Raw genomic sequence first — 26,027 nt, forward strand, 5'->3', positions numbered from 1 at the left:
ATGCACTGCCCGGGGGCAGTGCATGGCTGCCGTTCGAGAAGGGGTCGGTCAGGCCGGGCTACCGCACCATCGCGGCGAGGACGCTGCGCCAGTCCTCGCCCGGCTCCTCGCGGAGCAGGTCGGCCAGCGTGTCGGCCCGGTAGTGCCAGGGGCGTCGCAGCTCGGCCTCGGCGTCCTCCCGCAGTTCCACCGTGCTCGCGGAGTTGAGCAGCCTGGCCAGCTCGGCGGCCAGTTCGGGCCAGGAGACATGGCCGGAGACGGCGTTCACCACCTGGCCGGCCGCCCGCTCCGAAGCGTCGGTGCAGCCGACCACGGCCCGCGCCAGGGCGGCCGAGTGGACCCAGGCGGCGCCGTACCAGGACCGGCCGTCGGCCGAGGGGTCGGGCAGTACGAGCGGCTGTCCGGCCTGCGCGGCCTGGTAGAGGGCTCCGGTGGATCCCCAGCGGAGCTGGTCGCGCAGGCGCCGGTGCGGACCCCAGACGATCGGCGACCGGACCACCGAACCGGCACCTCGGCCCCGCGTCCCGGCGGCGCCCAGGAGGATCCGCTCGCAGTCCAGTTTGCCCTGCCCGTAGGCGGTGACGGGAAGTTCGGCGGGCGCCCCCTCCACGACCTCGACGGCGGCCGGACGGCCGTAGGCGTCCACACTGCTGACGAAGACGAAGCTGCCCTGCCGCCAGCCGTCCACCAGGGCCCGCATGGCGGCGACATCGACCTCGGGCGAGGTGAAGGTGCAGGCCGCGTGGATGACCGCATCCACCCCCTGGACCGCCGCACGCAGGCTGTCGGGATCGGAGAGATCGCCCTCCGCCACCTCCACCCCCTCCAGCGCCACCAGATGCGCGGACTCCGGCCGGGCCAAGGCCCGCACCGGGCGGCCCTGCGCCATCAGCTCCTGGAGGACGGCGGCCCCGACACCGCCGGTGCCTCCGGTGAGCAGTACGGTCCCCTCGCGCACGCTCCGGCCGGGTCGTCCCGTCCGTCCCGCGGCCGCTGCGAGCTGCCCGGCCGCTGCGCGCCGGTCGGCCTCCCGCGAATCGAGCAGGGCGGCCACCTTGAGGGGAGTGCGCTGCTCCAGGATGTCGAGGCCGGTGAGCGGCAGGCCGGTGAGCACGCGCAGCCGCTCGGCGATCTGGACGGCGACCAGGGAGTGGCCGCCCAGGACGAAGAAGTCCGCCTCGGCGGCGGGTGAGACACCGAGCAGTTCGCCGAAGGCTGTCCGTACGGCCTCCACCCGCTCCCGGCCGGCCGTCGGATCCCCGGTGCGGGGGCCGGCGCCCGGCAGCCGGGAGACGTTCACGGTGCCGTCCGCGTCGAGCGGCACGGCGTCCAGCAGGGTGATCGCCAACGGCAGCTGGTCGGCGGGCAGTTGGGAGCGCAGGAGGATCCGCAGCTCGGTGCCGCTGGGCGAGCCCGGGCCACGGGGCACGGCATACGCCAGGGGCGGCAGGCCGTCGCGCACCACGACCACGGCCTCGCTCACCCGGGGGTCGGCGAGGAGCGCGGCCTCGGCCGGGTGGAGGGCGGTCGGCTGCGGCCGGAGCAGGGTGCCGGGCAGGTCGCCGAGTCGCTGTCCGCCGTCCGTGGCCACGGCCGTGAGCAGCGCGGCGAAGTCGGTGAGCAGCTGCCGGGCCGCCTCCCCGTCGAGGGCGTCGACGTCGTACTGCACCAGGCAGCGCGGCTGGGGGCCGTCCTCGACGAACAGGCCGAGGTCGAACTTGGCCAGCCCGAGGTCGACTTCGAGAGCCTCGGCCGCAAGGCCCGGCAGCCGCAGTGCGTCGGGCCGCTGGACCACGTCGCAGGTGACCGAGAGCAGCGGGGTGCCGTCCGTGCCGCGGGCGTCCGCGCCCAGCCGCTCGACGACCAGGTCGAACGGGACCTCGTGGTGTTCCTGCGCGGTGAGCAGCGAACTGCGTACCCGGTCAAGGACTTCGGTGAAGGCGGGGTCGCCGGAGAGGTCCGCCCGGACGGGGAGGGTGTTGACGCACAGGCCGACCAGCCGGCGCAGCTCCGGCCTGGAGCGGTGGCCGCTGACGCACCCGAGCGTGAAGTCGGCCGCGTCGGTGGCGCGTTGCAGGGTGGCGAAGGCGGCAGCCAGCACCACGGTGTACAGGGTCGCGCCGTGGCTGCGGCCCAGCTCCCGCAGCCCGACGAGGGTCTCGGAGGACAGGGGTGCGGTGGCCAGTGCGGCCGTCCTGGTCCTGGGGCCGCGGGTGGCTGGGCGGGGGAGCGGCAGCGGGCGGGCTCCGGCCAGGCGGGTGGTCCAGGAGTCGACCTGGGCGGCGAGTTCGGCCTCCCGTCCGCGCTCCCAGGACGCGAAGTCGGCGTACTGCAAGGGTGGTTGGGGTAGTTCGGCAGGGCGGTCCTCGAGCGCGGCCGCGTAGAGGGCCGCGAGTTCGGTGGTGACCACGGGGAGCGAGCCGCCGTCGACGGCGATGTGGTGGAGGGTGATCAGGACGGTGTGGTCGTCCGGGGCGTGGCGCAGCGCAAGGGCGCGCAGCACCGGTCCGGTGGCCAGTTCGAAGGGACGGGCCGCCTCGGCGTGCAACAGGGCCGGAGCCTCGTCGGGCGAAGCCAGCACCACGGGGACGGGGACCGGCGCCGTGGGCAGGACCTCCTGGTAGGGCTCGTCGCCGCGTTGCCCGTAGCGGGTGCGCAGGATGTGGTGACGGTCCGTCAGGGCGGTGAGGGCCGTGGCGAGCGCCTCAGGGTCGAGCGGTCCGCGCAGCCGGGCGGCCACCGGCACGTTGTAGAGGGCGCCGCCCTGCCCGAGCCGGTCCATCAGCCACATGCGCTGCTGGGCGTGCGAGAGCGGAGCCGGTCCGGTGCCGCTGCTGCGGGCGATGGCCGCAGGCCGGGCGCCGCCCGCCCGGCTGCGGGCCAGTCGCAGCAGGTCCGTCTGGGCCGGTCCGTGGTCGGTGAGGCTCATCGGGCGTCCTCCGCGAGCGGCGCTGTGGCCGGCTCGCCGTGGGCGGCCAGCAGCGCCCGCTCGACGAGCGCGGCCTGGCCGGAGACGGTCGGGTGGGCGAAGAAGTCGGCCAGCGAAAGCTCCACGCCCAGGTCCTCGCGGAGGTCGTCGACCACCCACATGGCCATCAGCGAGTGTCCCCCCTCGGTGAGGAAGTCGGCGTCCGGGCGCTCCACCGGTCGGCCCAGGGCCCTCGACCAGATCTCGGCGAGTGCCTGCTGAAGGGGCGTCAGTTCGACGCCGCCGCTCTGCGGGCGGTCGTCGGACCCCACCGGGTGGGTCCCGGTCAGTGCGCGCCGGTCCACCTTGCCGGACGTCGTGAGTGGCAGAGCGTCGAGGACGGTCCAGGAGGTGGGCACCAGATGGGCGGGAAGCCGGTCGGCCAGCTGGGCGCGCAGTGCGGTGGCCGAGGGCCGCCGCCCCTCGGCGGGGACGACGTAGGCGGTGAGCGCGGCGTCCTCCTGCCCGGCCCGCTGCACCACGACGGCGGCCTCGGCGACCTCGGGGTGCTGCCGCAGGGCGTGTTCCACCTCGCCGGGTTCGATCCGGAAGCCGCGGACCTTGACCTGGTCGTCGGCCCGCCCGTGGAACTCCAGTACGCCGTCCGGGCGGGCGGACGCCAGGTCGCCGCTGCGGTACATCCGCCCGTGGCCGGGTATCTCCCGGAACCGGTCCGCCGTCAGTTCCGGCTGCCCGAGGTAGCCGAGGGCCAGCCGGGCACCGCCGATCCACAGCTCGCCGCGCTCGCCGGGGGCCACGGGCTGCTGCCGCTCGTCCAGGACGGCGGTGCTCGCACCGCCGATGGGGCGCCCGATCGGCAGCGGGCCCTCGCAGTCGGCCTCCCGGGGTCGGTGCAGGGTGGTGAAGGTGGTCGCCTCGGTCGGCCCGTAGGCGTTCACCAGCTCCAGCCAGGGGAAGGCGCGCAGAACAGTCCGGGCGTGCTGTGCGGACAGGGCCTCGCCGCCGACGACCAGGGTCCTGAGCACGCCGAAGATCCGCGACTGCCGAGCGGCCAGGTGGTGGAAGAGGGCGGTGGTCAGGAAGGCGGTGGTGACCCCGAACCGCTCAATGTCCTGCGCCAGTTCCTCGGGAGTCGGCCGGTCGGCGGGGGAGATCATCACCGCGGCGCCGCGGGCCAGCGGGGCCCAGAGCTCGAAGGTCGAGGCGTCGAAGCTGGTGGAGGAGTGGAAGAGCACCCGGTCCTGCGGGCCGAGCGCGATCCCGTCCGCTGCCGTCACCAGATCGGTGATCGCGCGGTGCGGCAGCTCCACGCCCTTGGGGCGGCCGGTGGAACCGGAGGTGTACATCACCAGGGCCTTCGCCCCGGGCTCGTCGATCGACGGGTGTGGTGCGCCGACGCTCTCGCTGCCGCCGAGCTCGGCGTCGTCGAGGACCAGCGTCCGCTCGTCCGGGAGTCCGGCCCCGGCGAGCAGGGCCTTGTCCCCGAGGACGAGGCGCACTCCGGCGTCGTCGATCATCGCACCGGTGCGCGGGCGCGGGTAGGCGGGGTCGAGCGGGACGGCGTGCGCGCCCGCCCACCACACGGCGAGCTGGGCGACGACCAGTCGGGTGGAGCGGGCGGCGAGCAGCCCGACGGCGCTGCCGGGGCCGACCCCGCGCGCGGTGAGTTCCGCAGCCAGCCGTCCTGCGGCAGAGGTGAGTTGACGGTACGTCAGCACAGTGGTGCCGTCGGAGACGGCCAGCGCCTGCGGCCGCTGCTCGGCGTACCGGGCGACCAGTGCGGGCACACCGCCGGTCAGGGTGGTAGAGGACATGGGAGGTTCCCTTCCGGGTGCCCCGGCACGCGCCGGGGCACCCTGGTACGGCGTTCGGTCAGGAGGCGGTGACGGCGCTCGGACGCCGGGCCTCGACCAGCTCGGCGAGCCGGCGCAGATCGGGCTGGCGGAGCAGCTGCGGAGCGCGCAGCCGTACGCCGCACTCCTGCTCCAGCGCCACAAGCAGGCGGGCCGCCGCCAGCGAATTGCCGCCGGATGCCGCGAAGTTGTCCAGCGGGCCGAGCTCGGGGCGGCCGAGAAGCTCACGGCAGAGCCGCAGCACTGTCCGCTCGGTGTCCGAGGAAGCGTCCTCCTCGACGGGGGCGCTCTCCTCGGCCGCCAGCAGCGCAAGCCGGTCGACCTTGCCGTTGGCGTCCAGCGGGAAGCCGTCGACCAGCCGGACGAGCGTGGGCACGGCCTGCTCGGGCAGCCACTGCTTGACCTGCGGCAGCAGCTCGGTGCCGGCCGTCAGCGTCCCCTCGGCGGCGGGCTGGACGAAGGCGACCAGCTGCACGCCGCCCGCGACATTGCGCCGCGCGGCCACGGCGGCGAGGCGGACCCGGGGGTCGCGCTCGAAGGCGGCCTCGACCTCGGCGGGCTCGATCCGCACGCCGCTGACCTTCACCTGGTCGTCCAGCCGGCCGTGGAACTCCAGCACCCCGTCAGGCCGCATCACCACGCGGTCACCGGTGCGGTAGACCCGGTCGACGCCCTCGACGCCCTCGACGCCCTCGACGCCCTCGACGCCCTCGACGCCCTCGGGCGCCGGGACGAACCGCCGGGCGGTGAGCTCCGGATCGAGATAGCCGAGGGCCAGGCAGCGCCCGCCGATGCGCAGTTCGCCGGACTCGCCCCGGGGAACCGGGCGCCCCTGTTCGTCGGTGACGAACACGGCTGCGCCCGGCACCGGCAGGCCGATGGGCGGTGCCCCGGAGCCGTCCGGCGCCGCACCGGGGGACATGGTGTGCACGGTCGTCACCACGGTGGCCTCGGCCGGCCCGTAGGCGTTGTGGACGTGCGCGGTGACGTCCGGCGCGGGGTGCCGTCGCAGGCGGTCGCCACCGATCGACAGGTGGCGCAGCTCAAGGCCGCTGCGCCAGGGCAGGTCGAGCACCGGCTCGGCCAGCGGGGTGGGCAGCACGCTGACGGTGATCCGGGCACGGTGCCACCAGTCGGTGAGCGCGCCCGGATCCCAGCGCACCTCGTCCGGGGCGACGCTCAGCGCTGCGCCACCGGTGAGGGTCGCCCACAGTTCCATCAGATGCGGGTCGAAGGCGACGCCGATCAGCAGGCTGTGCCGGTCGCCTGGACCGAGGCCGGTCAGCTCCCGGTACCAGTGCAGCATGGCGCCGAGCGAGGCTTCGCCGACGGCCACCGCCTTCGGGGTGCCGGTCGACCCCGAGGTCAGCACCGCGTAGTAGGTGCCCTGCGGTGCGCCGACCGCGTCCTTCGGTGCCGGGGCGAAGGCGGCGACCACGGTGGTGGCGGCGTTCGCACCCGCCAGGGGCAGCGCCAGCGGCAGGTGTTCGGCGCTGCGGTGACCGGGCGGCAGCAGAGCCGGGTCGCCGATCAGACAGGCCAGGCGCAGGTTCTGCGCCACGGCCTGGAGCCGCCGTTCGCCCGGGCGCGGGCCGAGCGGCAGATGGACCGCGCCCAGGCGGGCCACCGCCAGGGTGACGGCCACCAGCGCCACCGAGTGGTCCAGGCAGACGCCGACCAGGTCGCCGGGGCGCACCCGCTCCCGCAGGGCGTCGGCCACCGAGTCGGCCAGCCCGTCGAGTTCGGCGTAGCTCCAGCTGCTCTCGCCGTCGATCAGCGCGGGCGCGTCCGGTGTGCGGCGGACCCAGTCGAGGTAGCCGTCCAGCACGGCGGCGTCCTGGTGCGGGCGGCCGTACCCGATGGAGAGGGCGGATTCACTGTTGGTCATGTTCTCGTCTCCGAGCTGTGGTAGCGGGTCAGCCCAGGCCCATGGCCCTGGCGACGATCACCTTCTGGACCTCGGAGGTCCCCTCGATGATCGTCATCATCCGGACATAGCGGTACAGGAACTCCAGCGGATGCCCGCGGACCCAGCCGGTGGCCCCGTGCACCTGCAACGAGCGGTCCACCACCCGCACCGCGGTCTCGGACGCCGTCAGCTTGGCCAGCGCCGCGTTCTCCGGCGCCTCGGTGCCCTCGTCCACCAGCCGGGCGCAGGCCAGGGTGAGCAGCTTGGACGCCTCCACCTCGGCCCGGCTGCTCACCAGGTGCTCCTGGACGTGCTGGTAGTTGCCGATCCGCTCGCCGAACGCCTGCCGCTCGCGGGCGTACTCCACACCCAGGCGCAGTGCGTACTCGGCGACGCCGTTGCACATCGCGGCGACCACCAGCCGTCCGCGCGAGAGGCTGTCCATGGCCAGTGCCATCGCGGCCCCGACACCCTGCTCGCCGCCGATGACGGCGTCCATCGGCACCCGGACCTGCTCCAGGAGCAGTTCGAACAGCGGCTCGCCGGACATGCCCTCGTAGCGCTGCCCGATCCGCAGACCGGGCTGGTCCATCGGCAGGACGAAGGCGGTGGCGCCGCCGTCGCTCCCGTCGGCGAGCTCGGTCGCGGTGACCACCAGGGCGAAGTCGGCCCGGTCGGCGTTGCTGACGAAGGTCTTGCGGCCGTTCAGCACCCAGCCGTCGCCGTCCCGCCTGGCCGTGGTGGTCAGCCGGAAGGCGTCGGAACCGGCGTGCGGCTCGGTTAGCGCCAGGCAGCGCGCCGCCTCGCCGCGCACCAGCGGTGCCAGGTAGCGCTCGATCTGCTCGGCACTGCCGTGCCGCAGCAGCGGGCTGGGGCCGTCGGAACCGGCCAGTGCGTACGGGGCCAGGATGCAGCCGCTGCGGCCCGCCGCGTGGTGCAGCAGCACCACGGCGGTGAACGGCATCCCGGAGCCGCCGAGCTCCTCCGGGTAGTCCCCGGCGTAGAAGCCGAGCTTGGCCGAGCGCTTGCGCACGTACGAGCGCAGCTCGGCGGGGACCTGGTCGGCGGTCTCGGGGAGCTCGGCGGCCAGCGGGACCAGCTCGCGGCGCACGAAGCTCTCGAAAGCGTCCACCAGTTCGCGGTGGCCGTCCTCCAGTACGGCGGAGGGGGCGGAGTTCATGACTGGCCTTCCGTCAATTCGGGTTGCGGGCCACCCGGGGGCGGCTGGGACTGGGAGCGGGCCGCGGGTGCGGCGGGGACGGGGACCGTCACTTGCCCGCTCCGGTCAGGGCCTTGGCCTGGTCGGCGAGCACGGGGTTGCGGAACAGGGTGCTCAGCGGCGGGCGGTGGCCCAGGCGGGGCTCCAGCCAGGCGGCGAGCTGCGCGGCGAGCAGCGAGTGCCCGCCGACCTCGAAGAAGTGCGAGTCGGAGGAGAAGCGGTCATGGCCCAGCACCTCCCGCCAAGCCTCGGCCACCAGGGCGAGAGCGGGGTCCGCGAAAGTCTCCGGCCCCTCCTCGGGGCGCTCGTCGCCGGGTGCGGGCAGCTCTGCCAGGAGGCGGCCCAGCGCGGTGCGGTCGGGCTTGCCGCCGGGCAGGGTCGGCATGGTCTCCAGCGCCACCCAGCTGCCGGGGACGAGCGCCCCGGGCAGCCGCAGTGCCAGTGCGGCGTGCAGCGCGGCCTGGTCGGGCTGCTTGGCGCCCTCCAGGAAGCCGACCAGCCGGGGACCGGCGGCGGCGTCGCCATCGAGGGCCACCGCGCAGGAGCGGCCGCCGAGTTCGGCGGAGGCCGCCGCCTCGATCTCCTCCAGCTCGATCCGGTAGCCGCGCAGCTTCACCTGGTTGTCCTGGCGGCCGAGGAACCACAGCCGGCCGTCGAGGTCGCGGTAGCCCCGGTCGCCGGTGCGGTACACCCGCTCACCGCCCAGGGCGGCCGGGGTCACGAACCGGGCGGCGGTGGCCTCGGCCTGGCCGAGATAGCCCTCGGCGAGCGCGGTACCGCCGATGGCGAGCTCGCCCACCGCGCCGGCGGGCAGCGGCTGGAGACCACTGTCGAGGACGTGCACCCGCACCCCCGGCAGCTCCGTGCCGAGCGGGATCTCGGCGCCCTCGGCCAGGTCGGCCCCGGTGATCTCGTGCACGGTCGAGGTGACGGTCGCCTCGGTGACGCCGTAGGCGTTCAGCACCGTCGCCCCGGTGTCCTCCACCAGGCCCCGCAGGGCCCGCGCGGGCAGCCGCTCGCCGCCCAGCACGAGCAGCCTCGGCGACCAGCGGCCGTCGCGCAGCGCCTCCCGCAACTCCTCGCGCACGGCCAGGAAGTAACTGGTCGGCAGATTGGCCACGGTGACCTGGCGCGCAGCCAGCACCGCGACCAGCTCAGGACCGGTCGGCACCTCGCGCTGCGGCAGCACCAGGCAGGCCCCGGCGGCCAGCGACGGCAGCACCTCCTCCAGCGCGACGTCGAAGGACGGCCGCGCGAACAGCAGTACCCGGTCGCTCGGGCTCAGCCCGTAGCGCTGCGCCAGCGCACCGACATACCCGGCCAGCGCCGCCCGGCCCACCAGGACCGGCTTGGGCACACCCGTCGATCCGGAGGTGTGGATGATGTACGCGGCCCTGTCCAGCACCGGCGCGGGCTCGGCCTTCGGGAAGGCCGGACCGTCCAGCAGGGCGGGCGTGCGTCCCTCGGCCGGCAGCGCGAGGGCGCTCTGCCGGGTGGCCAGCACCAGGGCGGGGCTCAACCGCTCCAGCAGCAGGCCGAGCCGGGCCGCCGGATCCTCCGGGGACAGCGGCGCGTACACCGCACCGGTCCGCAGACAGGCCAGCAGCGCGACCACGCTGTCCACCCCGCGCGGCAGGACGGCGGCGACGGGCTGACCGGGCGTCACCCCAGCGCCGCGCAGCCGCTCGGCGAGCTCGGACACCCGCCGGTCGAGGTCGCCGAAGGTCAGCCGCTCGGCACCGGCGATCACGGCGAGCAGGCTCGGGTCGTGCGCGGCGGCCGGGTCGAGGACGGCGGGATCGGCCTCGGAGATGACGGGCTCCACGGTTGCCGCCGGCGTGCCGAGGGCGGCCAGCGGGGCCTGCGGTCCGTCGAGGTAGGCGCGCAGCAGGTCCAGCAGGCGCCCGGCCAGCAGAGCGGCCACCTCCTCGCCCAACAGATCGGCGTCGTAGTCCCAGACCAGGGTCATCCCGGCGGCGCCGTGCCGCTGCCCGACCACCCGTCGGTCGTCGGGCAGCAGCACCAGGTCCAGGTCGAAGCGGGTGGTGCCGGTGTTGAACCCCTCGTACAGCGAGACTTCGAGACCCGGCGCCTCGACCTCCGGCAGCGCCGCGTCATGGGCGCTGAACATCACGTCGAACAGCGGGTTGTCCGCGCCGCCGGTGTGCAGCCCCAGCGAGCGGGTCAACTCCTGGACGGGAACGTCCTGGTGGGGCAGCGCGCGGACCAGGACGTCCGTGACCTCGTCCACCGCCTCCGCGGCGGGCGCGGCCGCATCGAGCCGCAGCCGCAGTGGCACGGTGTTGACGAACATGCCGACCGTGCCCTCGAAGCCCACCGGCCGGTTGCCCACGGCCGTACCCACCACCAGCTCGTGGTGGCCGCTGTGCCGGCGCAGCAGCTCGGCGAAGAGCGCGAGCAGCGTGCTGAACGGGGTGTGGCCCTCGCTGCGGCTGTGCTCCCGCAGCCGCTCGGCGAGGTCGGCGCCGATCGACTGCCGCAGCTGACCGCCGCGGTGGCGGCGGGCCGCCCCGGGACGGCTGAGCCCCGGCAGCGTCAGGTCGAACGGCGCGTCGCGCAACTCCCGTTCCCAGTAGGCCAGGCTGAGTTCGCGCGCCTGCGCCCGGGTGGCGGCGGTGTCGGTCCGGGCGTGCTCCTCGTAGGAGCGGGTGGGCGGCAGTTCGGCCTGCTCGCCGAGAACGTGGGCGCGGTAGACCGTGAACAGGTCGCGCAGCAGGATCGCGAAGGAGTGGCCGTCGTGGATCAGATGGTGCTCCACATGGATCAGGCGGTGGTGCTGCTCGCCCAGCCTGACCAGGTGCCAGCGCAGCAGCGGCGCCTGCTCGGTGTCCAGCGGCTCCTCGGCCTCGGCGGCCAGCAGCTGCTGGAAGGCGGCCTCCGGGTCGGCCTCGCCGGACAGGTCGCTGGTACGCAGCCGGGGCTCGGCCTGCTCGGCTACCCGCTGCCCGGGCAGCGCGCCGGACCGGGCGACCAACTCCAGCCGCAGGCCCGGGTGGTGGCCGAGCACTGCGGCCAGGCCCGCGCGCAGGGCGGCGGGGTCGAGGGTGCCCCAGAGATCGAGTGTCGCGGTGAAGTTGTAGGCGCGGCTGCCGGGCAGCATCTGCTCGTGCAGCCAGACGATCTCCTGCGAGGAGGAGAGAGCGAACATGGATGGTTCCCTTTGCTTGTGGCGGGTGGGGTGTCCGGGGGCGAGGCCGGCCAGGTCGGCAGACTTTTCTGTGGGCAGCGACCAGGCGCTCTCCAGGGGCGCGGGGCCCTGTTTGATCAACTACGTGCGCGAGAAACCCTGCGCCTCCGTAGAGCACTGGTCGTGCGCGCAGTTGATCAAGCAGGGCCCCGCGCCCCTGATGCGCTGTGCATGGTTACTGTCTGCGGAGTGCCTGCGGGGCGGGCCCCAGGTGGCGCTGAAGGGTGTGCAGCAGGTGCTCGAAGGCGGCCAGGGCTGCGGTCTCGGTGTACCGGCTCCGGTCCCAGGCGAGGCGGACCAGCAGGTCGTCGCCGTGCGAGGCGGAGACGGCGAACGGCGCCGCGAGCGGGCGTCCGGCCAGGTGCGTCTCCCGGCCGACCGTCCCGCCGAGTTCCAGCGGCGGGCGCCGGTGCAGGTCCTCGAAGGTGAGCAGGCCGTCCAGGGCGCCGGACCAGCGTGCCCCGGCCGAGCGTGCGGCGTGCACCACCTCGTCGAACGGGGTGTCGGCGTGGTCCAGGTCCTCCCACCAGGCGGAACTGAGCTCGTCCAGGTCGGTGGGACCGGCCACGGCCGGGTGGACCAGCGTGTTGAGGAAGCAGCCAAGGACCTGCGGTGCGGCGGGCGGCCGCCCGCCCCACGGGTAGCCGAGCGCGAGCGCGCGGTGGGCGCCGAACAGACTGCGGGCGGCAGCCGAGACGGCGTCCAGCAGTGCGGGGAAGACGGCGCCGCGCGCCGCTCTGACGGCGGCCGGGAGCCGCTCGCTCAGCATGCCGGTGGCATCCGGCGCTTCGGCCTTCACCGGCTGCGCCGTCCCGGCGCCGGTGAGGGAGCCCAGACGCGCGGCCCAGTGGGCGTGCGCCCCGGCGGACGAGGCGGCGGCCTCGGCGGCCAACTGGAGCTCCACCGCCTCGCGGTAGGCGTTCTCGGCTGCTCGCGGGTCCGCGTCGTCGAAGTCGTCGAAGGAGTCCTCCCGGTACGCCCGGGCGAGATCGGCGGTGACCATGCCGAGTGACTGCTCGTCACAGGCGGCGTGGTCCAGCGCGACCGCCAGCAACTCCTCTTCCGCCGCCCCTCGGGCCAGCAGCAGCCGCAGCGCGGGCCCGTCCGCCGGCCAGGCGAGCAGCTCGCGGCGGATGGCGTCCTCGGCCGTACCGCCGGGCGGCACCAGGACCTCCCGGACCTCGGCCGTGGGTGCGCCCAGCCGCAGCACGGGGGTGCCGCGCACCGAGGCGAAGGTGCCGTGCAGGGCGGGGTGGCGGCCTGCCACCCGGGTGGCGGCGCGCCGCAGGCGGGTCGGATCCACCGTCCCGCGCGGGAAGGCGAAGAACAGCGGCACGACGTCCGGGCGTCCCTGCGGGTCCAGTCGGCGGGCGAGCAGGAAGCGGCGCTGCGCACCCGTGAGCGGGAGCAGATCCGCCGATCCTGCGGAGGCGGTGAGCGAGCGGTAACGGGCGAGATAGGCGGTGGTGATACTGGCGGACATGGGTGGATCTCCGCTCTCGGGTTCGTGGAGGGCGCTGCGGTGTGTGCTCTGGGGTGCTCAGCGCGCGGGCTGTACTGGGGCCGCTTCGCCGGACGGCTCCTCGCCGGTCCCGGCCTCCTGCGCGGCCTTGTCGGACGCGGTCGCCTCGGCGGTGGTCGGCAGGTCGCGCAGCCGCCGGAGCGGTGAGAGGAGCAGCGGCAGCGGTACGGCGAGGAAGCCGGCGGCGCAGACCCACAGGGCGGCTCTGGGTCCGGCTGCGGCGGCGATGGCGCCTCCGGCCAGGGCGCCCAGCGGCATCGTGCCCCAGACCAGGAAACGCATGGTGGCGTTCATTCGGCCCAACAGTGCGGGCGGGCAGATCACTTGACGGAAACTCACCTGCGCGACGTTGTAGACCACCGCGCCGAACAGCACCACCGCCGAGCCGGCCGCGAACACCGGTGCGCCCGCCCCGCCCCGGGCCAGTGGCCACAGGACGGCGAACGGCGAGGTGAGGGCGACCGACAGCCAGATGAGCCTGGCCTGGCCGAACCTCTTGGCCAGCGGCCCCGCGCACAGCGCGCCGGCCAGACCGCCCACGGCCGACGCGGACAGCAGCAGGCCGATCGCGGTGGGGGAGAGGCCGAGTACCCGTACCCAGAAGACCGTCTGGACGGCGACGAGCACGGCGGAGAAGAAGTTGGACGCGGCGGTCGCCGTGGCGATCGTCCGCAGCAGCGGGTGGCGCAGCACGAACGAGACGCCCTCGGCGATGTCCGCGCGCAGTGAGCGGCCAGGGGCCGGTTCGGGACGTGGCTCACGGGTGCGGATCCCCAGGAGCAGCAGCGCCGAGGCCAGGTAGCCGAGTGCGTCGGCGACGATCGCCAGTGGCGCGCCGAGCAGTTGGACCAGTGCGCCACCGAGCCCGGGCCCTGCGACCTGGGCACAGGAACGTACGGTCTCCAACGCTCCGTTGCCCGCGACCAGTTGCTGCCGGGGCAGCAACTGCGGGAGGAAGGACTGGTGGGCGACGTCGAAGAACACCGTCGCCACGCCGGTGACCAGAGCCACCAGGTAGAGCTGGAGCATCGTCAGCACATGTGCGGCGGCGGCCGCCGGCACGGAGGCGAGGGCGAGACATCGCACCGCGTCGGCCCGGATCAGCACCGGCAGGCGGCGCATCCGGTCCACCCAGGCGCCGGCAGGTAGCCCCACCAGCAGGAAGGCGGCGGTCTCGGCGGCGGTGAGCAGGCCGACCTGGTAGGCCGAGGCATCGAGCACCACCACGGCGGTCAGTGGTAACGCCACCAGGGTGACCTGGCTGCCGAGTTGGCTCGTGGCAGACCCGGACAGCAGGAAGCGGAAGTCGCGGTGGCGTAAGAGCTCGCCACCTAAGAGGCGCTGAATGGCGTTCACCTGTGCGACTCTCGATGAAAAGAACCATTCAGGGCAACCGGTAGGAAAGATTCCGGACTTCTCACAGGCCCCCTGCGCACCGCTGTCCGCACGGGCCGAGGGCCGGACGCGGGCGGCGGTGCCGATGCCTTGGCCGCCGGGAAGCCATGGGCGGACTGGCTCCACTGCGGGTCCGGTGCTGTCCACCACACCGTCCGTTATGCGGACGGGCCTTGACCGTCCATCGGACAGACATCTTGAGATATGGCCTGATTGAGTGGATTATTATTGATTGTTCATCTCTTTGTGTAGAAGATGTGATAAGCGCCGTCGTCGGCAGGGCTCACCGGGTGCAGCTCGTCGAGTCGCGAGGTGCTCCTGCGATGCACCGTGGGGAGTGCACCGAAGGCCGGTCATTTCCAGTTCGGGTAAGCACAGTTGATCCTTTGTCGGGCGATCAGAAGGGTTGTACGTGTCCACGAGGAAGCGGCGTCAGCACCTGTTCGGTTTTCTGCTCGATCTGCTGCTTGTCCTGGGGCTGGGCATGGGATGGCTGCCCGTGAGTTCCTCGGCTGTGAGGACCTTGGTGATCGTCCTGGCCTCGGTCATGATGGGGTTCTCGGCGCTCGTACTGCTCTTCATCCCTCCCGGGGACCGGGGCCGCGGCTGACGGGCCGGTCCCCGGAGGGTGGTGCAGCGCCCGGCGTCGGCCGTCGCACCAGGACGCTAGGAGGAGCGGGCCTGTCCGTTCGCGGTCCGCCGTGCGGTGGCACCGTGCGGTGCACCGCCCTGCGACACCAGGTGCTTGGCCGTCCGGTAGCGCGTCGGGCGCTGCGGCGCGGTGGACGATGCGGACCGCGCCGGCTTCAGCAGTACGCGCTGCTGCTCGTGCTGCGCCGCCGTGCCGTGCGGGCCGGCCGACATGTAGGCGGACAGAAACCGGCGTTCCGGCTGGCTGAGTTTGCGCGAGCGGCCGGAGGCCAAGTCACGCGCGACCACGACGGTACGGGCCGTCATATAGGTCAGCGGATCGCGGCAGACATCCACCCGGACATGAGCAGAACTCCGCCCCAGTTGTTCCACCATCAGCCGGACCAGCAATGGATCCGGCCGGTGGTACAACTGTTCCAGATAGTCAATCTCATGACGTGCGATCAGGAATCCGGCCGGAAATAGGGATTCCCTGACGGACTTGGCATGGTGGTGGAAGAGATCGTGGATGCCTTCCTGGATGTACGAGACCAGGCGGGCATTGTTGATGTGGCCGTTCTCGTCGACGTCGCTCCACCGGGTCGGGCACCGCAGGATGTGCGCGTTCACGTTCGCGCGTGCTGCGCTCACTGCTTCCTCCGTCCTGCGCCGGCACCGCTGCCGACCGGGCCGGTGAGCAACGCCCGTCGGAGCCGGGCGTGGTAGGCGGAGTGCTCGGCGGCCATCTGCCCGGAGGTCCAGCCCTCCTCCGCCGCCTCCGCCGCGGTTCGCACGACCAGTGCGTCGAGTGCGCCGTCCACGGCCTGGCACAGTTCGGCGACTGCGGCGAGCCGTTCCGGGACACCGGTACTTCCGGTCCGGGTTCTGGTCGGGAAGGCAGTGAGTGCGTCCACCGCGAACTGAAGGCCGTCAGGGGAAACCGCCCCGATTTCCGGTCGGCAATTGTGCATGATGTCTCCCGAAACAGTGGATGGCCACGATGGCCAGGTGTGTGGGCCGTTCGCATGACTCCCCCGCGCCCCCGGTGGAAATGACGCTATCTCAATCCGGCTGCCTGTCATGCGGTTTGTGCGGGGAGAGGGGAGATTGCCCACCTTTGGAGTAGCAGAAAAGCTGCGCGCCGACCGTCTAATCGCCAGACCTGATGCAACGATCAGAGAATGGGCTGATTTTCGGGCTCTCCCGGAGCCCGGCGGCGTCGCCTGCCAGGTGCGCGGCAGGCGCCCCGGCCCCGCGCTGTTCAGTCGGTCCGGGCGCTGAACTGTCGGCAGGAGACGGCCGTTTCGGCCGCGTGGGCGGTCGTGAGAGCGGCGAACTCGTGGATGAGGGGTGTGTCACGGGTGCTGTCCCAGGCCAGGCAGACCCGGCCGGGGCCGGGGTGCGCAGGGCGACGCCGGGGCGGGTGCAGAACACCGCTGCGGAGCGCGGGAGAAGGGAGATTCCATGGCCGGCGGCCACATGTTCCAGCTGCCCTCCACGGTGCGCACGGACGGCACGCGCCGGCGCCCGGGGGAGCGCAGTTCGGTGGCGATGTCGCGCCATTCTGGGACGGCGTCCGGGTCCTGCACAGGTGCTCGTCGGCGAGTTCGGCGATCGCGACGCTCTCCCGGTCGGCCAGGCGGTGCCCGGCGGGCAGCACGACGACGCGTTGCTCGGTCCGCAACGGCCTGACCTGGAGCTCCCGTTGGTCGATGGGCGGGCGGACGAAGCCGATGTCGACGCGACCGTCGCGCAGGACGGCAACCGGCAGGCGGGCAACCGGCGTTTTGACGAGAGCCCGGGTTCAGCGCGCATGATCACGCCAGGGCGGCTGCTCCGCACAGTTCCGGGTTACGGTGTCGGCGAAGGCACGGGCCAACGGCGAGAGGGCGTCCCATCCGCGTACCGCCCACCCTGCCCACAGGGCGGGCAGCGCGGGGATGGGGACCAGGCGCAGTCCGGGATGCCCGGGACCGCGCCAGCCGGGCAGGGCGGGGACGATCGCGTGGCCGAGCCCCAGTTCGGCGAGCAGGATGGCGGTGTCCCAGTCGGCGACGCTGGTGTCGGAGGTCGGGTGGACGCCCGAGTGCGTCAGCCAGGCGTCGAGATGGGACCGCGAGGTCGAGTTCTCCGGGAGTCGGATGAGCTGGACGGTCTCCAGATCGGCGGGCTCGATGCGGGTCCTGGCGGCCAGTGGGTCGTCGGCCTTGACCGCCAGCGCCCAGGGGAGTTCGACGACGGGGCGCTGTTCGATGCCTCGGACGGGTGCCCCGATGGTGATCCAGGCGAGGTCCAGTCCGCCCGCGGCGAGCGCGTCGAAGCAGCTGCGACTGGAGTGCTCGGTCTGGAACTCCAGGCTGACCTGCGGAAAGCGCTGCCTGAAGGCGACCACGGCTTCGGACATGAAGTGCCGGACGGTGGTGGCTCCCGTGGTGATCCGTACCGAGCCGCCGTCGCCGCGCAGCAGGTCCTGAAGCCGTCGAAGCGCATGGTCGATACCGCCGATACTCTCGGCGGCCGCGGTCTGGAGCAGGTGTCCCGCCTGGGTGGGCACGACACCCCGGGGATGCCGCTCCAGCAGGCTCAGCCCCAGTTCCCGCTCCAGCCGTTTGACGTGCTGGCTCACCGCCGACTGGGTGCACGACAGTTCCCGGGCCACGGCGCTGAGACTGCCCGCCTTGCACACGGCGACGAAGACACGAAGATCGTCAAGAGTCACGGGATCCAAGCTATCGCTTGGGTGAGTTCAAGAAAACCCGACGATTGACTTGGGTCTCGGTCATGCCTGACGATCTTTGACGGGCCAGGGCGGCAACCCGTCCCCAGGACTCGGCGCCGATCCGGACGGTCGCTCGGTTCATGAACGGGTGCCGACCCGCCTGCCCTCCGTCATGCCCGAGATCTGTCGGGCCGACTGCCCCCTCGCTGCGTATGCGCGTCTGTGAAAGGTGACCTGTGGAAGCACTCGAGTTGGTGGCCGTCGGAGCCGCCGGTGTCGCTGCCGGTGGACTCAACGCGGTCGTCGGGTCCGGGACCCTCATCACCTTTCCCACCCTGCTTGCCTTCGGATATCCACCGGTGCTGGCCAACGTGTCGAACAACATCGGCCTCGTCCCGGGCGTGCTCAGTGCCGCGTACGGCTACCGCCGGGAGCTCAAGGGCCAGTTGGGCCGACTGCTCAGGCTCGGCATCGGGTCGCTCATCGGCGGCCTCGTCGGGGCACTGCTCCTGTTGCGGCTGCCCGCCCGGGCCTTCCAGGTGGTGGTGCCCGTCCTGATCGTGATCGCCTGTGTCCTGGTCCTGCTCCAGCCCTGGCTCAACCGCCGGCTGAAGCAGCTTCAGAGCCGCCCGCGCGAGGACGGCGGAGTCCCCGTGTGGCTCGGTGTTCTGGGGGCCGGGATATACGGCGGATACTTCGGCGCCGCCCAGGGCGTCCTGCTGATGGGTCTCTTCGGCAGTTTCCTCCGTGAGGACCTGCAACGCCTCAACGCGGTGAAGAACGTGCTGGCCTCCATCGTGAACGGCGTCGCGGCGGTCGTCTTCATCGCGGCCACCGACGTCGACTGGGCGGTAGCCGCGGTGATCGCGGTCGGTTCGACCCTGGGCGGCCTGCTGGGCGCACGGCTGGGCCGCAGGCTGCCGCCCAACGGACTGCGCGGTGTGATCGTCGCCGTCGGCCTCACCGCGGCCGTGGTCATGACCGCACGGTAGCCGACCGGGCGAAAGCGGGCCTGGACGACCTCACCGCAGGCGAAGTCCGCGCCGCCGGAGCCGCCCGGCGGCCTGCGCGACGCCGGGCGTCCCTCCCCCGGCCTCCGGCCGGGAGGTGCCCCCTCGGACGCACCGGCGAAGCACCCGAGCAAGACCCAGTACGAGGGCGCTTCGCCGGCACGCCCGGCCGGGCGCCCGGCGCCGCGCGCTGATCCGGCGGGAATTGTCGACAGGCCCTAGTACCGCAGGACGGCGGCGATCCGTCCCACGTCGGCCAGTTGGTCGTCGGGGACGAAGCGCACCCGCGCGCCCGTCTCCAGCGCCCGCTCGACGATCTCGTCGATGATGTCGTCGCGGGCGCCCTGGTCACCGGACGCGGCGGGGACCAGATGGTCACCGTCGTCACGGACCGTCGCCCTGTACGCGTCCTCGACCGCCACCAGGGCCGCGCGTCCGGCCGTCACGTTCTGCCAGACCTCGTCGATCCCGGCGCCGAACTCCTGCCGCCCACGGGCGGAGCTCAACTCCTGGAGCACGGCGGCGTCCTCCTTCTCCGCGTGGGCCTCGACGGCAGGCTGCACCGCCTGCCACACGGCTGCGGCCGGTCCCTGTGCCAAGCCGCCGTGCAGGACGTGGGAGGCCGCCTCCTTGGCAGTCGTGCCCACGCTGTCGAGCAGGGAGAGCGCCGCAGCCTCGCCGACCACGTACAGCGGGCGGGGCTCGGAGCCGAGAACCGCCCGCACGGCGGTGTCCACGTCCCGCAGAAAGTGCCGGGTCTGCTCGTCGCTGAAGGTACTGGGCAGGTCTCCGATCTGCTCCTGCCGCTCGGCGTCGGGGTCCTCCAGGCTCCGGGTCACCGGAAACGCACCGTTGGTGTGCTCGGTGACGCGTTCCTCGCCGCCGTTCCACAGACTGGCGTGGTCGGCGGCGACGGCCAGTACCCAGTAGGGCTGCTCGGCGGCCTGCGTCGCGACCAGGTTGCGGGTCAGGAAGGTGTCGGAGAGCACCACCCGGGCCGGTACGGTGCGGCTGAGCGACCACACCCGGTGCTCGCCGGGCGCGGCGAAGATGGCCAGCCCGTCCTCGGCGTGCACCAGATCGGCCTCTGCCGCGGCACGGTCCAACTGTTCGATGACATCAATCCGTTGGGCCCGGGAGACGGCCGGATCGGCCTCGATCCGCTTCCTGGCCTCGGCCAGCAGGTTGCGCAGGCGGACGGGGTCCTGCGCGTTGTCCGGCTCACGCCGGTGGGTCGGCATCAGGACCGACACCGCAGGGTAGGGACGGGGCCTGCGTAGCTCGGCCAGCACGGCGGGGCTGAGAACGGGGTGCATGGGGACCCTTTCCGAAGACGGTGCGCGCTCTTGTGTCTCTCGCAACCGTCCATCAGAACCTCCGCCCAAGCCCACATATATGCCTGCCTTGGTGGAACCCGCGTCACCGGTCAGGCTCCGGGAGACGACGGGCCGGTCTCAGGCCGCGGCCGCCTGACGTATGTGCAGATGACCGTCGAGCGGGAAGGGCGGCGTTGCGGGCAGCACCCTGTCGAAGCCGTACCGGGCTTTCTGTGCAACGCGGCACGATGCCAGGTTGTCCACCTGATGGAGGAGTTCGAGGCGTTCCAGTCCGTCGGCGACGAAGGTGTCGAAGGCCCAGGCGGTGAGAGCTTCCAGAGCACGGGGAGCCACACCCCGTCCCCGCGCGTGGGCTGCGGTCCAGTAGCCCACCTCGGCCGACGGCCTGCCGGGCGCGACTCCCTTGAGAACCACGTTGGCGACCAACTCGCTCTGGGCGGAGCCTGGTTGTGCTTCGAGAACCGCGAAGCCGAGCCGGTCTCCCGTTGCCCAGCCCTGTTGTTCGGCCGCCACCCACCGAGCCCCGTCCGCGTCGTTCTCCACACGCGCCGTCGACCGCTGACGCAGAACGGGATCGCGATACACCGCGACCAGCGCGGCGACGTCCTCCTCGCGCCAGGGGCGCAGAACGAGAGCGGGAGCGGACGGCGTCGCGTCCGCCTGCAATATGACGGAGGTGTTCACCGGGCGATCATAAGCGCGGAGCTCTCGCCCGACGCCCCGCCCCGGCCGGTGATACCCCGCCCCGGCGGGCGGTCACGCAACCTCTGCCGCACGCCGTCCTGTGAGGGCGTCCGACCTTGAGGGTCGTCGACAGCATGCGGGGAGGCTGCGACAGTGCGGTGTATTTTGAGGCTGCCGTCCAGCGCAGACAGCTCCGGCGACGGGAGACCCGGACCGCCGGACATCGAATGGCGCAGCGAGTTCCGGACACGGCTGCGCAACCCCGAGGGCTCCGGCGCCGTGCCGCCTGCTTCGGGTGGCCCTCACGCGGCGGGTCCGCAGCGGGCTCCCCGTACCGTCGGGGTCGCAACGATGGGGGTGAGGCAGCGGTGCCGGTGACGCTTGAGGACCTGCTGGCCGAACGGTCGCTCGGGCTCCGTCTGCTGGCCGAAGGCGGGAGCCTGCGCGAGCCGGTGCAGTGCGTGCATGTCAGCGATCTGGAGGACCCCACGCCGTTCCTGGAGCAGGGCCTGGTCCTGCTGACGGCCTGGCTGCTGCCGCGCGATCCGGCGGCGACGGACGAGTACGTGCGGCGGCTGCGGGAGAGCGGGGTCCGCGCGCTGGGATTCGGGTACGACGCGACGCAACGGCTGACGGGGTGTCCGCCCGAGCTGGTGGAGCCGGCGCACCGGCACGCCATGCCGCTGTTCGAGGTGCCGCAGTCCACCCCGTTCATCGCGGTGACCAGGGCGGTCGCGACGGCCGTCGCAGCCGAGGAGAACACCAAGGCACAGGCCCTTCACCGTACGGCCCAGGAGCTGACCAGGGCCGCAGCCTCCGACGACGGGGCGCGGCGGATCGTGATGCGGTTGGCGACCGCCCGGCAGTAGGGCCCGCGGCGCCCCGCAGCCGGCCCGGTCCCGCACAGGTGCTCTCCGACGGGTTGCGGGTATGAGGACGTCAGTGGGTGTTGGCGAGGGTCTGCTGCGGGCTGAGGACGGCGGCGACGAGGCGGTTGGCGAGGGCGGGAGTGCCGCCGTTGTCCGCCGTCGCGGTGCCCGCGTCGTAGACGATGCGCAGCCGCAGGTCACGCGTGGCGAAGACGCCGCCGGCGTAGCCGAGGTCGTGTCCGGTCTTGCCCCACAGGGTGGTGCCGTCCGGCAGCGTGATGGTCTTCAGGCCGACGCCGTAGCAGGCTTCCCCCTTCGCCGGGCCGGTGTTGCAGTCGCCGCCGTCCACGTACGGGACGGGCTTGCCGTCGCTGCCTCGGGGCAGGGTGAAGAGCTCGTCGAGCTGGGCGGGAGCCAGCAGCCGGCCGCTATACAGGGCGCTGACGAAGTGGTCGAGGTCGGGGGCGGTGGAGATCACGGCACCGGAGTCGTCGGCCTGTTCGCTGACGTCGACGGGCCGGCCGGTGCTGTCGGTGACGTAGCCGTGCAGGGCCGGCCGGGGCATCCGGGGGTTGCCCGCGGGCGCGGAGGTCTGGTTCAGGTGCAGCGGGCGCAGTACCCGGGCGGTGACCTCGTCGGCGAAGGAGCTGCCGGTCACCCGTTCGATGATCGCGCCGGCGACGCGGTAGCCGAGCGAGCTGTACTCCTGCTCGGTGCCCGGCGCGAAGTGCAGCGGCGGCGTGGAGCCGTCCGCCGGATGCAGGCTGGACCGGATGATCTCGTCGAAGGTGAAGTAGTCGAGGCGCTCGTCGAGGACCTGGTCGACGGTCGGATTCGGGATGCCGATGTTCATCGCGGGCAGCCCGCTGGTGTGGTTGAGCAACTGCCGGACGGTGATGGGCGGGTAGGAGTCGGGCAGCGCGCCGGGCAGGTAGTGCTGGACGGTCTGGTCGAGGTCGACCCGGTGCTCCGCCTCCAGCTGGAGCAGGACCACCGCCACGAAGGTCTTGGAGATGCTGCCGATGTGGAAGTGCGCGTCGGGCGGGATCCTCCGGCCGGTGAAGGCGTCCGTGGAACTGCCCTGCCACACCTGGTCGGGGGTGCCGACCCGGGCCAGCTGGCCGCCCATGTGGTCACCGGGCTGAAGCACCACGGCCGCGTCCAGCGCAGCGGTGTTCAGCCCGGGTCGGGACAGGGTGAGCACCGGACTGTGCGGTGCGGCGGCCGCTGCGGGTACGGCGGTCGCGGCGGCCAGGGCGGCGGTGGCCAGGGCCAGCGGGGTGAGGCGTCGCTTGAGGGCGTTCATCGGTGTCCTTCGGATGATCGAGGCGGGCATCGGTCGAACGCCCTCGGACATCGTGGTCCCTCAGGATCGGACGGCACATCAGGTACTACCCTTGATCACCCCGGAGACGGACCCCCAGTGAGCTCAGGGTCCGTCAGGGCGTCGGGCCACCGCAGTGCATCCGGTACCTCGACCAGTAGGCACCAGCGGTGTCAGTGGCCGCCGGTCGGACGCCGGCAGCCGGTGCTGTCCGGGTATCCGCCGTGCGCCTGCACCTGTGTGCCGGCCGGGGACATCGTGCCCTCCAGACACACCGGCGCGAGGTCGATGTCGAAACTCACCCCGGTGGGGCCGTTGGCAACGACAGTGATCCTGTCGCGTGCGTAGCCGAGGCCACCGAGGCGATCGCCGATCCGAGTGGTGGCGAACTCGTGCTTCGCGAGCAGCGGTTCCAGCGCCCGGGTGATGCGAGCGACCTCGGCCAGACCCTTGCAGCGCTCCTCGCCGTGCAGCGGGAGGGGCGTCATGAAGGCATGGTTGTCGGCGTAGTTGGGCGGTCCGTCCCCGGCGTTCGGCTCGGACACCGACGAGGACGTGGGCGCCGGCGGCGACGGGGACTCGCCCGGGCACGCCCGCTCGGACACCGAGGGCACGGGCGACTGCGACGACTGCGACGACTGCGACGACTGCGACGACAGGGAGGACTCGGAGGGCGGCACCGTGGCGGCTGCGCCGGTCGCGCGCTCCGTCCCGCAACCGGTCAGTGAGATCGCTGCGAGTAGCAGCGACGGCGCAACGGCGAGCACCGCACGGCGCCTTCGGTCGAGGATCATGCCGAGATCGTGCCCGACCGGGGGACACCGCCGCATGAGTACGCGTACTCAGAGGCCGGGATCACACCGTCGAGGCCGCGATCACACCGTCGCCCGTATCAGCCCAGGAGGCGCCCGGTGACACGGCCCTGATGCCCGGTGCCCGGTTGCCCGCCGGGGCCGGTCAGGACACCGCCGACCATGCCTGGTCGACCAGTGCGGCCACCCGGTCGGGGTGCTGGCGCAGATCGTCGCCGCCGACCTGGCGGATCTGGACCGTCAGCCCGGCGCCGGCGCGCTGGCAGTAGTTGACAACGACCGTTTCGGGCTTCGGCTGCTGCCCGGCCGGGGTGGGCTGGTTGTACAGGACGCAGTCCACGTTCCCGATGGTGAGGAGCTGGTCGGTGGGCACGGCCAGACCGAGCAGTGCGGCGTCCTCGAAAGGCACGTACGGCCTCGGCGAGGCGGCGCGTACGGCCGCCAGTGTGAACATCTGCTCGACCCCGGCGTCCGCGAAGCCCTGGACGACGGCCGGAGCGCCGCCGTAGGCCTCGGACAGTGACCGGGTGCTGTGCTCCTCGGCGGTGGTGACCTGGGCCGCCCGTTCGTCCGAGCCCTTCGCGCCGAGGTCCTTCATAGCCTTCTCCTGCCGCATGAATCCGCCGAGCGTACCGGGTGCGGAGATACCCGGGCCGCCCGAGCCACCCGAACCGAACGGGCCGCCCTTACCGCTGCCCGGGCCGCCGCCGGCGATCAGCCATAGCAGGCCGACCAGAGCCGCGCCGACCAGTACGCCGACGACACCGGTCACCACCGGCCCGGCCGGCCGGGAAGTCCGCTGTTGTGGCGCCAAAGTGCCGGATTGGGACGGGAGTTCTGACGGTGAGGTCGAGTCGCTCATCTCTCCAATGTGGCAGAAACGCGCCTGGCGGGTGACCGGTTCGGGTGGACGGGCATGCGTTACGGCAACCCCGGCAGGGCCGCCGGTACTGCTGAGCCGAACTGGGCTGCGGCGGCAGTCAGTTGGCGCGAGGCTGCTTGAGCTTGCGCCATACGGTCTCCAGGGCGTCGATGTCGCTCTGGTCGAGGAGTTCGGTGAAGACCGGGGCGAGGATCTCCCTGCGGGTCGCGTCCGCCGCCGCGAAGGCCGCGCGGCCCTGGTCGGTGAGAGCCACCCGGACGGAGCGGGCGTCGGTGGGGGAGGGGGTGCGGGTGACCATGCCGCGGGCGGCCAGGGCGTCCAGCACGCGGGAGACCTGGCTGCGGCTGAGCATGGTCCTGGCGCCCAGGTCCGAGGCGGCGACCGCCTCCTGCTGGCCGTTGAGCCAGAGCATCACCTCGAACCAGGACAGCGGCAGATCGTGGGCCCGGCTCAGCTCGCGGTCCACTCGGGCGGCGAGTGTGGTGCCCGCCCAGACCAGCCCGTAGAAGGCGTGGTCCTGGTCGGACATGGGGCCCATGGTGAGGTCGGCGCGGCTCATGGTGTCATCGTACCGGCTTGCGTGTGCGCGCACACATTATTAGTGTGTGTGTACACGCAAATCGACGCGGGCCTTTCGGCTCGCTCCGACCGAGACAAGGGCTGAGCCATGTCCAAGACTGTCCTGATCACCGGCTGCTCCTCCGGGATCGGCCTGGCCACCGCCGTCGCCGCCGCGCAGGCCGGCTGGCTGGTCGTCGCGACCATGCGCGACCTGACCAGGGCGGACGCCCTGCAGGCGGCCGCCGCCGAAGCCGGTGTCGCCGACCGGATCGAGGTCCGGCGGCTGGACGTCACCGACCCCGCCTCGGTGGCCGCCTGCGTGGAGGGTGTGGTCGCCGACCGCGGCCGGCTCGACGCGGTGGTCAACAATGCGGGCTCGGGTCACGTCGGCACCATCGAACAGGGGACGGTGGCCGATGTCCGCGCGGTCATGGAGGTCAACTTCTTCGGGGTGGTGGAGGTCACCAAGGCCGCCCTGCCGCACCTGCGGGCCTCCCGGGGCCGCCTGATCGCCGTCACCAGCGTCGGCGGCGTTGTCGGTCAGCCGTTCAACGAGGCCTACTGCGCCGCCAAGTTCGCCGTCGAGGGCTTCCTGGAGTCGCTCGCGCCCGTGGCCGCGACTACCGGCGTCCGGGTCACGCTGGTCGAACCGGGCGCTGTGGCAAGCGAGTTCGTCGCGAGTCAGAACATCGACATCCCGGCTGCACTGGAGGCCGCCGGCCCGTACGCGCCCGCGCTCAAGGGCTACCTCGAACGGACGACGGCCGCCTTCGCCACCGCAGCCCAGGCGCCCGCCGGCGCCGCTGCCACGATCATCGAGGCGCTGGACGCCGAGCGCCCGGCCCTGCGGATGCAGACCTCCGACGCGGCCCGCGGCTTCGTCGGCCGCAAGCTGGCCGACCTGGACGGCTCCAGCACCCTCGCGGTCACCGGAGCCTGGGTCGCCTGACCGGCGTCCGACCAGCCGTGGCCGGTGCCCTGGTCGCCGTTGTTGACCAGGAGCAGATGTGTCGTCCCCGCCGCCGGGTGCGGGGGCGCTCACGCGGGTGGGCACGCTGGGCAGCGGCAAGCCGCCACTGCCGTAGCCGGCGTAGGAGTAGTCCGGGATCCGGTTGCCTGGGCGTCCTGCCCGTACACCAGGTGGTTGTCGGCCCAGGTGATCC

General features: G+C 72.8%; 20 protein-coding genes. 4 read left to right on the forward strand and 16 right to left on the reverse strand.

Going from position 1 to position 26,027, the window contains the following annotated elements:
- Positions 1-58: 58 nt before the first annotated feature.
- The 7 genes from P3T39_RS16990 to P3T39_RS17020 form a co-directional block, all read right to left on the reverse strand.
- Positions 59-2,929: a condensation domain-containing protein gene (locus P3T39_RS16990; protein ID WP_280698497.1), complete on the reverse strand. Its 2,871-nt coding sequence runs from the start codon at positions 2,927-2,929 to the stop codon at positions 59-61.
- Positions 2,926-4,743 (reverse strand): non-ribosomal peptide synthetase, encoded by a 1,818-nt coding sequence (locus tag P3T39_RS16995; protein ID WP_280698498.1) that lies wholly within the window; start codon positions 4,741-4,743, stop codon positions 2,926-2,928. Before P3T39_RS16995 ends, P3T39_RS16990 begins: the two co-directional genes overlap by 4 nt.
- A gap of 58 nt (positions 4,744-4,801) precedes the next feature.
- A complete protein-coding gene (locus P3T39_RS17000) occupies positions 4,802-6,670 on the reverse strand; it encodes an amino acid adenylation domain-containing protein (protein ID WP_280698499.1) in 1,869 nt (622 codons plus the stop codon).
- Positions 6,671-6,698: 28 nt separating this feature from the next.
- Positions 6,699-7,871, reverse strand: coding sequence for an acyl-CoA dehydrogenase family protein (locus P3T39_RS17005; protein WP_280698500.1), 1,173 nt, complete (start codon positions 7,869-7,871; stop codon positions 6,699-6,701).
- Between the two features lie 88 nt (positions 7,872-7,959).
- Entirely contained in the window at positions 7,960-11,079 is a 3,120-nt protein-coding gene (locus tag P3T39_RS17010; RefSeq protein ID WP_280698501.1) for an amino acid adenylation domain-containing protein, read from the reverse strand.
- A gap of 214 nt (positions 11,080-11,293) precedes the next feature.
- Positions 11,294-12,601, reverse strand: a complete 1,308-nt coding sequence (locus P3T39_RS17015; protein ID WP_280698502.1) for a condensation domain-containing protein — start codon at positions 12,599-12,601, stop codon at positions 11,294-11,296.
- A gap of 57 nt (positions 12,602-12,658) precedes the next feature.
- The gene (locus tag P3T39_RS17020; RefSeq protein ID WP_280698503.1) at positions 12,659-13,996 is read right to left on the reverse strand and encodes an MFS transporter; all 1,338 of its coding nucleotides are present in this window, start codon (positions 13,994-13,996) and stop codon (positions 12,659-12,661) included.
- A gap of 451 nt (positions 13,997-14,447) precedes the next feature.
- Between P3T39_RS17020 and P3T39_RS17025 the strand changes: the two genes are divergently transcribed.
- A complete protein-coding gene (locus P3T39_RS17025) occupies positions 14,448-14,645 on the forward strand; it encodes a hypothetical protein (protein WP_280698504.1) in 198 nt (65 codons plus the stop codon).
- 56 nt (positions 14,646-14,701) lie between these two features.
- Here the strand turns inward: P3T39_RS17025 and P3T39_RS17030 are convergent, their stop codons facing one another.
- From P3T39_RS17030 to P3T39_RS17040, 3 genes are all read right to left on the reverse strand, one after another.
- Positions 14,702-15,316 carry a thioesterase family protein gene (locus P3T39_RS17030; protein WP_280698505.1) on the reverse strand — a complete coding sequence of 205 codons (615 nt, stop codon included), beginning with the start codon at positions 15,314-15,316 and terminating at the stop codon, positions 14,702-14,704.
- Positions 15,313-15,636, reverse strand: a complete 324-nt coding sequence (locus P3T39_RS17035) for a hypothetical protein (RefSeq protein WP_280698506.1) — start codon at positions 15,634-15,636, stop codon at positions 15,313-15,315. Before P3T39_RS17035 ends, P3T39_RS17030 begins: the two co-directional genes overlap by 4 nt.
- 833 nt (positions 15,637-16,469) lie before the next feature.
- Positions 16,470-17,384: a LysR family transcriptional regulator gene (locus P3T39_RS17040; protein ID WP_280698507.1), complete on the reverse strand. Its 915-nt coding sequence runs from the start codon at positions 17,382-17,384 to the stop codon at positions 16,470-16,472.
- A gap of 236 nt (positions 17,385-17,620) precedes the next feature.
- Here P3T39_RS17040 and P3T39_RS17045 point away from each other — a divergent pair, with 236 nt between their 5' ends.
- Positions 17,621-18,376: a sulfite exporter TauE/SafE family protein gene (locus P3T39_RS17045; RefSeq protein ID WP_280698508.1), complete on the forward strand. Its 756-nt coding sequence runs from the start codon at positions 17,621-17,623 to the stop codon at positions 18,374-18,376.
- A gap of 236 nt (positions 18,377-18,612) precedes the next feature.
- Here the strand turns inward: P3T39_RS17045 and P3T39_RS17050 are convergent, their stop codons facing one another.
- Both P3T39_RS17050 and P3T39_RS17055 read right to left on the reverse strand, forming a co-directional pair.
- Positions 18,613-19,710, reverse strand: coding sequence for a chemotaxis protein (locus P3T39_RS17050; protein ID WP_280698509.1), 1,098 nt, complete (start codon positions 19,708-19,710; stop codon positions 18,613-18,615).
- Between the two features lie 138 nt (positions 19,711-19,848).
- A complete protein-coding gene (locus P3T39_RS17055; RefSeq protein WP_280698510.1) occupies positions 19,849-20,415 on the reverse strand; it encodes a GNAT family N-acetyltransferase in 567 nt (188 codons plus the stop codon).
- 368 nt (positions 20,416-20,783) lie between these two features.
- Between P3T39_RS17055 and P3T39_RS17060 the strand changes: the two genes are divergently transcribed.
- Positions 20,784-21,284 carry a PucR family transcriptional regulator ligand-binding domain-containing protein gene (locus P3T39_RS17060; protein WP_280698511.1) on the forward strand — a complete coding sequence of 167 codons (501 nt, stop codon included), beginning with the start codon at positions 20,784-20,786 and terminating at the stop codon, positions 21,282-21,284.
- 70 nt (positions 21,285-21,354) lie between these two features.
- Here P3T39_RS17060 and P3T39_RS17065 read toward each other — a convergent pair whose 3' ends face one another.
- The 4 genes from P3T39_RS17065 to P3T39_RS17080 form a co-directional block, all read right to left on the reverse strand.
- A complete protein-coding gene (locus P3T39_RS17065) occupies positions 21,355-22,590 on the reverse strand; it encodes a serine hydrolase domain-containing protein (RefSeq protein WP_280698512.1) in 1,236 nt (411 codons plus the stop codon).
- Positions 22,591-22,781: 191 nt separating this feature from the next.
- Positions 22,782-23,402 carry a hypothetical protein gene (locus P3T39_RS17070; RefSeq protein WP_280698513.1) on the reverse strand — a complete coding sequence of 207 codons (621 nt, stop codon included), beginning with the start codon at positions 23,400-23,402 and terminating at the stop codon, positions 22,782-22,784.
- 163 nt (positions 23,403-23,565) lie between these two features.
- A complete protein-coding gene (locus P3T39_RS17075; RefSeq protein ID WP_280698514.1) occupies positions 23,566-24,282 on the reverse strand; it encodes a hypothetical protein in 717 nt (238 codons plus the stop codon).
- A gap of 118 nt (positions 24,283-24,400) precedes the next feature.
- Positions 24,401-24,862 carry a MarR family transcriptional regulator gene (locus P3T39_RS17080; RefSeq protein WP_280698515.1) on the reverse strand — a complete coding sequence of 154 codons (462 nt, stop codon included), beginning with the start codon at positions 24,860-24,862 and terminating at the stop codon, positions 24,401-24,403.
- 108 nt (positions 24,863-24,970) lie between these two features.
- Here P3T39_RS17080 and P3T39_RS17085 point away from each other — a divergent pair, with 108 nt between their 5' ends.
- A complete protein-coding gene (locus P3T39_RS17085; protein ID WP_280698516.1) occupies positions 24,971-25,813 on the forward strand; it encodes an SDR family NAD(P)-dependent oxidoreductase in 843 nt (280 codons plus the stop codon).
- Positions 25,814-26,027: the final 214 nt, after the last annotated feature.

The organism is Kitasatospora sp. GP82, from assembly GCF_029892105.1.
In the GTDB taxonomy this organism is placed as follows: domain Bacteria; phylum Actinomycetota; class Actinomycetes; order Streptomycetales; family Streptomycetaceae; genus Kitasatospora.